The organism is Neisseria sp. N95_16 (assembly GCF_002551535.2).
Lineage (GTDB): Bacteria > Pseudomonadota > Gammaproteobacteria > Burkholderiales > Neisseriaceae > Neisseria > Neisseria brasiliensis.
On the sequence record NZ_PDBT02000085.1, the window covers coordinates 1 to 8,987 of the forward strand.

8 protein-coding genes and 1 pseudogene are annotated in these 8,987 nt (G+C 49.5%); 6 read left to right on the forward strand and 3 right to left on the reverse strand.

All coding sequences use genetic code 11. The features are described 5' to 3' along the window. The 3 genes and pseudogenes from CRG49_RS11220 to CRG49_RS11230 form a co-directional block, all read left to right on the forward strand. A pseudogene (locus tag CRG49_RS11220) lies at positions 1 to 87 on the forward strand (IS5/IS1182 family transposase); the annotation flags it as partial. Between the two features lie 47 nt (positions 88 to 134). Further along, positions 135 to 2,045: a type IV pili methyl-accepting chemotaxis transducer N-terminal domain-containing protein gene (locus CRG49_RS11225; RefSeq protein WP_324252670.1), complete on the forward strand. Its 1,911-nt coding sequence runs from the start codon at positions 135 to 137 to the stop codon at positions 2,043 to 2,045. Then, complete coding sequence (locus CRG49_RS11230) at positions 2,042 to 2,695, forward strand: response regulator transcription factor (RefSeq protein WP_095502191.1); 654 nt, start codon at positions 2,042 to 2,044, stop codon at positions 2,693 to 2,695. Before CRG49_RS11225 ends, CRG49_RS11230 begins: the two co-directional genes overlap by 4 nt. A gap of 55 nt (positions 2,696 to 2,750) precedes the next feature. Here the strand turns inward: CRG49_RS11230 and CRG49_RS11235 are convergent, their stop codons facing one another. Together CRG49_RS11235 and CRG49_RS11240 are read right to left on the reverse strand one after the other, a co-directional pair. Then, a complete protein-coding gene (locus CRG49_RS11235; protein WP_095502192.1) occupies positions 2,751 to 4,601 on the reverse strand; it encodes a lytic transglycosylase domain-containing protein in 1,851 nt (616 codons plus the stop codon). Between the two features lie 190 nt (positions 4,602 to 4,791). Next, complete coding sequence (locus tag CRG49_RS11240; protein ID WP_369832041.1) at positions 4,792 to 5,388, reverse strand: adenine phosphoribosyltransferase; 597 nt, start codon at positions 5,386 to 5,388, stop codon at positions 4,792 to 4,794. Between the two features lie 101 nt (positions 5,389 to 5,489). Between CRG49_RS11240 and gmk the strand changes: the two genes are divergently transcribed. From gmk to CRG49_RS11255, 3 genes are all read left to right on the forward strand, one after another. Beyond that, positions 5,490 to 6,107, forward strand: coding sequence for a guanylate kinase (gmk, locus tag CRG49_RS11245; RefSeq protein WP_095502194.1), 618 nt, complete (start codon positions 5,490 to 5,492; stop codon positions 6,105 to 6,107). A gap of 53 nt (positions 6,108 to 6,160) precedes the next feature. Next, on the forward strand, positions 6,161 to 6,367 hold the full coding sequence (gene rpoZ, locus CRG49_RS11250) for a DNA-directed RNA polymerase subunit omega (RefSeq protein ID WP_095502195.1): 207 nt from the start codon (positions 6,161 to 6,163) through the stop codon (positions 6,365 to 6,367). A 202-nt stretch (positions 6,368 to 6,569) separates the two neighbouring features. Beyond that, the gene (locus tag CRG49_RS11255) at positions 6,570 to 8,726 is read left to right on the forward strand and encodes a bifunctional (p)ppGpp synthetase/guanosine-3',5'-bis(diphosphate) 3'-pyrophosphohydrolase (protein WP_095502196.1); all 2,157 of its coding nucleotides are present in this window, start codon (positions 6,570 to 6,572) and stop codon (positions 8,724 to 8,726) included. Between the two features lie 50 nt (positions 8,727 to 8,776). Here the strand turns inward: CRG49_RS11255 and CRG49_RS13390 are convergent. Beyond that, positions 8,777 to 8,987 (reverse strand): IS30 family transposase (locus CRG49_RS13390; protein ID WP_198515164.1); only part of this gene is annotated, 211 nt, incomplete at its 5' end.

Below are 8,987 nucleotides of genomic sequence, written 5' to 3' on the forward strand. Positions count from 1 at the left end.
ATTGCTACTCGCTATGAGAAATTAGCTCGTAATTTTAAATCGATGCTTTACTTGGCTTGCTCTATTATTCATGCTAAGTTAAATTGAGGACACGCCCTAATATAGTTAGATTAAGATGTTAAAAAGTTTGTGATTTGAGTATTAATATGCTGCCCCAACGCCTTTCCACCCGCTTGAAACTGTTAACGCTGCTGTGGCTGATTGCCGCCGCAGCTTCAATTGTTTTGACACTGATTTTATCTTGGTGCTTGGAAGGCGGAGCCGCCGCCATCAACGACACCGGCAGCCTACGCATGCAAACCTACCGTTTGAGCTTGCTACTCAACAGCCATGCGCCGCAATCGGAAATCAACCATTACATTGAAGACTTCGACCAAACCCTTGCTGATTTAAGCAACGGCGTGCCTGAGCGTCCACTGTTCTTGCCTGATGATGAAGATGTGCAAGCCAATCTGGCCACTTTAAAACACACTTGGATTCACGACATCAAACCGTGGTTTCAAACCATTTCGGCCGAGCGCTTGGCTTTCGATCGCAGTAAAATCCCGCCGTTTATCCAATCCATCGATACGCTGGCTAAATCGATTGAAATCGTCAACAACCAATACATCAATAAATTACGCATTTTCCAATTAATGCTGCTTGGCATGGTCTGCATCAGCTCAATCATTATGGTTTTGCTGCTGTATCGCTGGATTATCCTGCCGCTGACCCACCTGCAAAATGGCGTAACTGCCATTCACGACGGCCAATTCGGCAAACAAGTGCCAATTGAAAACGTGACTGAATTTGCCGAAGTCGATCACGGCTTCAACCAAATGAGTACTCGCCTACACAACCTATACCAAAACTTAGAGCAGCAGGTCGCCGATAAAACCCATGATTTAGCCCAGAAAAACCATACGCTGGAAACGCTCTATTATTTCAGCCATTTATTGAGCCAAGCCCCCACCGTGGCCGAAGCTGCTGAAGGGTTTCTCAATAAAATTATGGACATGGTTCCGGCTCAAGCAGGCAGCATCCGCTTAATTGATTTCCAACGCAAACGCATGGATTTGATTGCGCATTCCGGCTTGCCCGAAAACCTGCAAACCGCCGAAGCCTGCCGCAAATTGGAAGAATGCACCTGCGGCGAAGCGGTCAACCAACCCGGCCACCAAACCGTCAACTTCTACAAAACACCGCCTAAAAACCACCAATTGACCGAGCCCTTGTGCAGCCAATCGGGTTTTCACTTTTTGCGCGTGTTCAAAATCAGCAGCAACGGTGTGGATTTGGGCATGATGACGCTGTATTTCAATCATGCCGGCGCAGACAACGGCGACGATCATTTGCTCGAATCGCTGTGCCAACAATTGGGCATCACCGTGAGCAATTTACGCTTGGGCATTGAAAACCGCCAATTGGCCGTCTTGCAAGAGCGCAATCTGATTGCACAAGGGCTGCACGACAGCATCGCCCAAACCCTGACCTTTTTAAACCTGCAAATCCAAATGCTCGACAAAGCTTTGGAAAAATCTGGTTTAAACCAAGATGCCAAGGTCAATGAAAAACTGCAATTCATCAAAGAAGGCGTGCAGGAATGCTATGAGGATGTGCGCGAATTATTATTAAACTTCCGCACCAAGATCACCCATAATGAATTCAACGATGCGGTTGAACGTTTGATTGCCCGCTTCCGACAGCAAACACAAATAGACACCGTTACCGACTGGCAGGACAACGGCCCGCTGTTGACCTCCGAGCAGCAATTGCAGTTTATCTTCATTTTGCAAGAAAGCCTGTCGAATATCCGTAAACATGCACAGGCAACGCGGGTACACGTTTCGTTTCATAATCAAGACGATTTTGAAATGAAAATTGAAGACAACGGCTGTGGTTTTGATACCGCCGATTTAAATGATTTTGCCGAAAACGGCCACGTCGGGCTGAATATTATGTTTGAGCGCGCGCAACGCATTCACGCCGATTTAAATGTAAGCTCTCAACCCGGCCATACAAAAATTTCACTGCTACTACCAAAAAAAGAAAGAATTTTAGAATGAGTACAAGCATTGTTTTGATTGACGATCACACGCTGTTTCGACGCGGCATCAAATCCGTGTTGGGCGAAGCGGATTTTGAAATAATCGGTGAAGCCGAAGATGGTTTGAGCGGCGTAAAACTGGTTGAACAAGTTCACCCCGATGTGGTGTTGTTAGATTTAGATATGCCGGTGATGAACGGCCGCGAAGCGCTCGGCCAGATTCTCAGCAGCAATCCGTCGCAAAAGGTGGTAATGCTTACTGTATCGGAAGACAGCGATGATTTAATCGAATGTATGAAACTGGGCGCACAAGGCTTTTTGCTGAAAAACATCGATGCTGATTTTCTCATCAACGCCATCGTCAAAGCCGCCAACGGCGACAGCGTGTTTTCCCCTGAAATGACCGCACATTTGGTGCAGTCACTCATCAATCCGGCGCAGGAAAACACGCCCAATGCACTTAAATCATTGACCCCGCGCGAATTGGAAACCCTAAAATATCTCGCCATCGGCCACAGTAATAAAGTCATTGCCAGACAGTTAAATTTGGCCGAATCGACTATTAAAGCTTATGTACAAAGCATCTTGAAAAAACTCAATTTGAGCAGCCGCGTGCAAGCCGCTGTTTATGCCATACAACATAATTTAATTTCCGAAGCCGATAAATAACACAAAGGCCGTCTGAATGTTTCAGACGGCCTTTGTTCATACTGAATCTACAGCATTAATAACGTGCAGGAATCGTGCCCATACGGCGTTTCAGTGAAGTTTGCGGCTCATTAAACAATGACGCATAGTAAGTCGCATTGGTCATCACTTTTTTCACATAATCGCGCGTTTCGGTAAACGGAATGGTTTCGGCGTAAATCGCGCCTTCCAATGGCGTTGAAGCCTGCCATCTGCGTGCGCGGCTCGGGCCGGCGTTGTAACCGGCGGTTGCCAATACTTCGTTATTCTGCAAACGGCGACGGGCATCGGCCATATACCATGTACCCATGCGGATGTTGCCGTCCATGGTGTAGAGTTCGCTGCTGCTCATGCCGATTTTACCGGCGATTTCGCGGGCGGTGGCCGGCATTACCTGCATCAAACCTTGTGCACCGACATGCGATTGCGCGCCCATTACAAAACGACTTTCTTGGCGGATCAAGCCATACACCCAAGCCGGATCAACGCCCACTTGGTTGGCGTAACGCACGGTGGTATCTTTAAATGGCGACAAATAGCGCAAATTGTAATTCAGCTTATTATCGGTGCGGTCGGCGGTGTTGATGGCCATGTCGTAAAACTGGTTGTCATAAGCCACTTGGGCGGCGGTAAGCAGATTGTCTTCGTTGAAACCGCGTGTGGCATAGCGCCATTCCGCCTGTGCCTGACGGCGCATTTTGCTGTCGCCGTTGGCTTGGCTGGTTTTAAACAAAGTCAAAGCACGGTTGATGGCACCGTCTTTCGCCATACGGCTGACATCGCTGCGGCTGGCATTACCGACATTGTTTTTGGTGTTGATGCGGCGGCCGAGTTCTTCGGTTGCCAACACGGCGTGGAAATTGCGGCCGGAAGCAGCGGCTTGTTCATACAATGATTTGGCGCGTGAGCTGTTGCCTTGTGCGGCATAGCTGCGTGCCAACCAATATTGCCAAGTCGGCGATTGCTGCAGCTTGGTCGGCATGTCTTGAATCACGCTCGCCAATTCGCTCCAACGCTGCAAACGCAATGCGGCGCGGGCATACCATTCCAATTGTTCATCGGTCAATTGTTTGCGGTCAGCAACGCGGCCGTAGTAGCTCAAAGCGGTTGACATATTTTGGCTGTAAGCCTGATGTTGCCCCAACACGCCCCAAGCAAAGCTGCTTTGCGCGCGGCTCAAGCTGCCTTCCATGGCCGATAAGCTGGCAGCAGCAGAAGGCGATTTACGCGCTTCTTTTCCGATTACCGACAGCAAACGGTATTCTTGCGAACCTTGCGCACCCGTATCAAACGGGCTGCCCAATGATGCAGCCAAATTACGCGCATCGGTGATTTGATTGTTGCTCAACAAGCCGCGGACACGACGCCATGCATCATCGACTTTCAGACGGCCTGAAGCCGCCGCTGCTTCGACCAAACGGGTACAGCCTTGTGGCAAACGTGCGGTTTCACGCACCAAATCAGCGGCTTTGGCATAATTGCCGCTGCTCAAATCGGCATAACATTCCACTTCTTGCGCACGACCGGCCGCTTCTAATTTTTTGTATTCTTGTTGAAACACCGACCATTGGCCGCGTGAACCCAAACTTTTCAGCCACTCATTGCGCACGGTTTCCGCCATGGCGCTGTTACCTGCTTGCGCCAAATATTGCTGCGCCCAAGCATCATCACCGCGCTTGGCGGCGTTCAATGAGCTTTCATATTGGCTGAAATCGGATAAAATTTTCGATTGGCTGTCGGCACGGCGTGACGGAATCGATGCCGGCGATTGGCTTTCTACACGTGATTCGCGGGTCACAGTCGGTTTACTGCTTTGCGAAGCGCAGGCAGCCAACACAGCCAATGCCATTACGCTCAGCGACAGGGTAAAGGTGCGTTGCAAATTCATGTCGTCCTTCTTCATCAGGTCCTAATATATGATTTATTATCGATATGGTTGCAGCATTCTAAATGATTTATGCCAAATATCCGAATTGCAAACTGATATTTACATTTTTTGCCGGCCTGAATACCACAATAGCAAGGCCGTCTGAACAGCCATACGCTTTTTCAGACGGCCTTTTGCTGGTTGATATCGATTACATGCAGCCTTCGTTTTGACACAATGTAAACAGCGGCACACCGGCATCGCGGATTTTCTTACCGCCGGTTAAATCGGTAAATTCCAAAATCGCCGCCGCTTCAATCACCTCGCCGCCAAGCTTGCGAATCAATTCCACACCCGCCAACATGGTGCCACCGGTTGCCACCAAATCATCCACCAGCAACACGCGTGCGCCGGATTTAATCGCATCAGCGTGAATTTCCACCGTGGCTTCGCCGTATTCCAAGGCATAGCTTTGCGATACGGTATCAAACGGTAATTTGCCTTTTTTGCGAATCGGCACAAAACCCACATTCAATTGATAGGCCAAAGCCGCACCGATGATGAAACCGCGTGCATCCAAGCCGGCCACTACGTCGATCTTCTGCCCCATATAGCGGTAAACCAATAAATCTACCAGCAAACGGAAATACTCCGCACTTTGCAAAACCGGCGTAATATCATGAAATAAAATGCCTTTTTGTGGCCAGTTTTCAATTTTGCGGATTTTTTCCGCCAAGGCATCAACGCCCATCACGTCAGGATGAATCAACATGCTTAATCTTCCAAGATTGAATATTTTTAACATCATATTGTAACAAATTTATGCTGTCGATGTTGAGGCCGTCTGAACAACCAAATCCGGCAGGCATTGTGTTATAATTTCTTGAAAATATCCCATGGCAAAACATCATGCAACACAATAAAAAAGGCAATATTTTCATCATCTCCGCCGCTTCAGGCACAGGTAAAACCACCTTAGTTTCACGCCTGTTGAAAAACAACAGCGATTTACGCGTATCGGTTTCCCACACCACCCGCCAGCCACGCGAAGGCGAGCAGCATGGCGTACATTATCATTTTGTTCCCAAAGAAGAATTTGAATCTTTAATCGCACAAAAAGCCTTTTTGGAACACGCCAATGTGTTCGGCAATTACTACGGCACCAGCATCGCTGCGGTCAACCAATTGAGCGAGCAAGGCTTTGATGTGATTTTGGAAATCGATGTGCAAGGAGCCGAACAAGTGCGCCGTGCGCTGCCGGAATCTATCGGTATTTTTATCCTGCCACCGTCGTTTGACATCTTGGCAGGCCGTCTGAAAGGCCGCGCTACCGACAGCGAAGAAGTCATCGCCACCCGCTTGGCCGAAGCGCGCCATGAAATCGAACAAGCCTCTGATTTTGATTATATTGTCGTCAATGAAGACCTAGATGTTGCCGAAGCCGATTTACTGCATATTATTAAGTCAGGCCGTCTGAAAAAATCTGCCCAGCAAGGTTTTCTCACAAATCTGTTGGAAAATTCTTAAAAAACAGCGAAAATACGCTATCCGATTTATTTTTTTGAAAGAAAGCAAGCAATATGGCTCGTATCACCACCGAAGACTGCACCCCAAAAATCCCTAACCACTTCGATTTGACCTTAGTTGCCGCCCGCCGCGCGCGCCAATTGGAAAACGGCAACCAACCTTTGGTTGACGACATCCGCAATAACAAACCGACCGTGACTGCATTGCGCGAAGTAGCCGCCGGCCAAATCGGCGTTGAATTGCTGTCTCGCAATAAATAATACATGCGCTGCCGCTAAGGCTTATGCAACCATTCAACCGCGCCCTTATGCGCGGTTGTTTGCCCACTTAACTTTGACATAACAATATGGCAAGCCATGCGTTTGATTACGCATCTGCCTGCCGATAATATTTACCGCTTCTTGAATCAACTGATAACGTCCCCACCATCTAGTTATCCAACCCGAGAGAGGCCGTCTGAACATGCCCGCACCCCTACCTACCGCTCCCTACGATGCGCTGACAGCCGAAGCCCGAGACTTACTCTTTAAAACGGCATCTTATCTCAGCAAAAAAGAACAGGCACAGCTCGAAAAAGCCGTAGCCTACGCTTTTCACGCCCACGACGGTCAAACCCGCAAAAGCGGCGAACCTTACATCACCCATCCGATTGCCGTGGCCACCCAATTGGCCGTTTGGCACATGGACGTGCAAGGCTTGTGTGCCGGTGTGATGCACGATGTTTTGGAAGATACCGGCGTATCCAAAGTCGAAATGGCAGCGGAATTCGGCGACACCATCGCCGAAATGGTAGATGGCTTATCCAAGCTGGAAAAACTCAAATTCGAAGACCATGAAGAACATCAGGCCGAGAGCTTCCGCAAGCTGATTCTCGCCATGACCAAAGACGTGCGCGTCATCATCATCAAGCTTTCCGACCGCCTGCACAATATGCGCACACTCGGCTCGATGCGCCCAGAAAAACGCCGCCGCATCGCCAGAGAAACGCTCGACATCTACGCCCAAATCGCCAACCGCATCGGCTTAAACAATGCCTATCAGGAATTGCAAGATTTATCGTTCCAAAACCTGCATCCAAAGCGCTATGAAACGCTGCAAAAAGCGATGGACAACAGCCGTAAAAACCGCCGTGATGTAGTCGGTAAAGTATTGCGCGCATTCGGCCACCGCTTGGTTGATGCCAACATTGAAGCCAAAATCAAAGGCCGCGAGAAAAACCTTTACAGCATTCACCAAAAAATGCTGCAAAAGAAACTTCGCTTTGCCGATGTGATGGACATTTACGCCTTCCGCGTCATCGTCAACAGCGTACCGGCTTGTTACGCTGCATTGGGTGCGTTGCACAATCTCTACAAACCCAAACCCGGCCGTTTCAAAGACTACATCGCCATCCCAAAAAGCAATGGCTATCAAAGCCTGCACACCACGCTGGTCGGCCCTTACGGCTTGCCGATTGAAGTGCAAATCCGCACCCACGAAATGGATGCCGTCGCCGAAGGCGGCGTGGCCGGCCACTGGATCTACAAATCGGGCGAAAACACCATCGACCAAGCCATGTTGTACACCAATCAATGGCTGAAAAGCATTCTCGATTTACAGGCCAGCAGCGCCAATGCGATTGAATTTTTGGAACACGTCAAAGTTGACCTATTCCCGAACGAAGTCTATATCCTGACCCCGAAAGGCAGAATCCTGACCCTGCCGAAAGGTTCAACCCCGATTGACTTCGCTTATGCCGTGCACACCGACATCGGTCACAAAACCGTGGCCGCGCGCATCAACAACACCATGATGCCTTTGCGCACCAAGCTGAAAACCGGTGATTCGGTCGAAATCATCACGTCCGAACATGCCAAACCGAATCCGGCATGGCTCAATTTCGCCATGTCCAGCCGCGCCCGCAGCGCCATCCGCCAATACATTAAAACCATGAATCGCCATGATGCGATTGTATTAGGTGAAAACCTGCTGCAAAAAGCCCTGTCGAGCCTGTTGCCGAAAGATGTATTGATTTCAGACGACCTCAAAGAAAAATATTTAAACGATTTGAGCGACAAAAAAACCTCGTTTGAAGAAGTGTTATACAACGTCGGCATGGGCAATACCCAGCCTGTTTCTGTGGCCATGCACATTGCCGAGCTCGCCGGCCAACACTTCGGCAGCGAAGTCAAACTCAGCCCGATCAAAGTCAATGGCCAAGAAACCGGTCGCGTGCATTTGGCTGAATGCTGCCATCCTGTCGCAGGCGATGCCGTCCGCGCCCTATTGGTGCAAGGCAAAGGCATGATTATCCACCGCGATACCTGTAGCGTGTTGCTCAAATCCGACCCCGAGCAGCAACTCGATGCCGATTGGGACAGTCTCAACAATCAAAGCTACCGTCTCAGCCTCAACATCCAATCGGAAGACACCCACGGTCTGCTGGCGCAAATGGCGCAAGCCATTTCCAGCTCTGGTGCCGACATCGAATCGGTCAACACCCCGTCGTCCAACCGAGCCGGCAGCGAAGGCTTTGTCGAATTTGGCTTCATCATCAAGGCCAAAGATTTGGCTCAGGTCAACCAAATCATCCACAAGCTACACGCCATTCCGCATGTGCGTAAAGTGATTCGTGGCTAAACGTTTGAAGGCATCTTTAGGCCCTTACATTCGCATTTCAAGTGCAACGCTCAAATGCCATTGGCAAGGGCTGCTGGAAACAGATCACCCGGTGTCTCATAGTCCAATGTCTTTCTCGGTCGGCGGTTAAGGGCCTCCTCAACCGCTTTAATCTTTTTAGCCCCCAGTTTCCTAAAATCCGTCCCCTTTGGGAAGTATTGTCTGATCAGCCCGTTGGTATTCTCCACCAAGCCTTTTTCCCAAGAATGGTATGGACGGCAG

What these genes read in the sequence shown, in the direction of transcription:
- CRG49_RS11230 (WP_095502191.1), top strand. Translation starts at nt 2,042, where the DNA reads ATGAGTACAAGCATTGTTTTGATTGACGATCACACGCTGTTTCGACGC.
- CRG49_RS11235 (WP_095502192.1), bottom strand. Translation starts at nt 4,601, where the DNA reads ATGAATTTGCAACGCACCTTTACCCTGTCGCTGAGCGTAATGGCATTG.
- CRG49_RS11240 (WP_369832041.1), bottom strand. Translation starts at nt 5,388, where the DNA reads ATGATGTTAAAAATATTCAATCTTGGAAGATTAAGCATGTTGATTCAT.
- gmk (WP_095502194.1), top strand. Translation starts at nt 5,490, where the DNA reads ATGCAACACAATAAAAAAGGCAATATTTTCATCATCTCCGCCGCTTCA.
- rpoZ (WP_095502195.1), top strand. Translation starts at nt 6,161, where the DNA reads ATGGCTCGTATCACCACCGAAGACTGCACCCCAAAAATCCCTAACCAC.
- CRG49_RS11255 (WP_095502196.1), top strand. Translation starts at nt 6,570, where the DNA reads ATGCCCGCACCCCTACCTACCGCTCCCTACGATGCGCTGACAGCCGAA.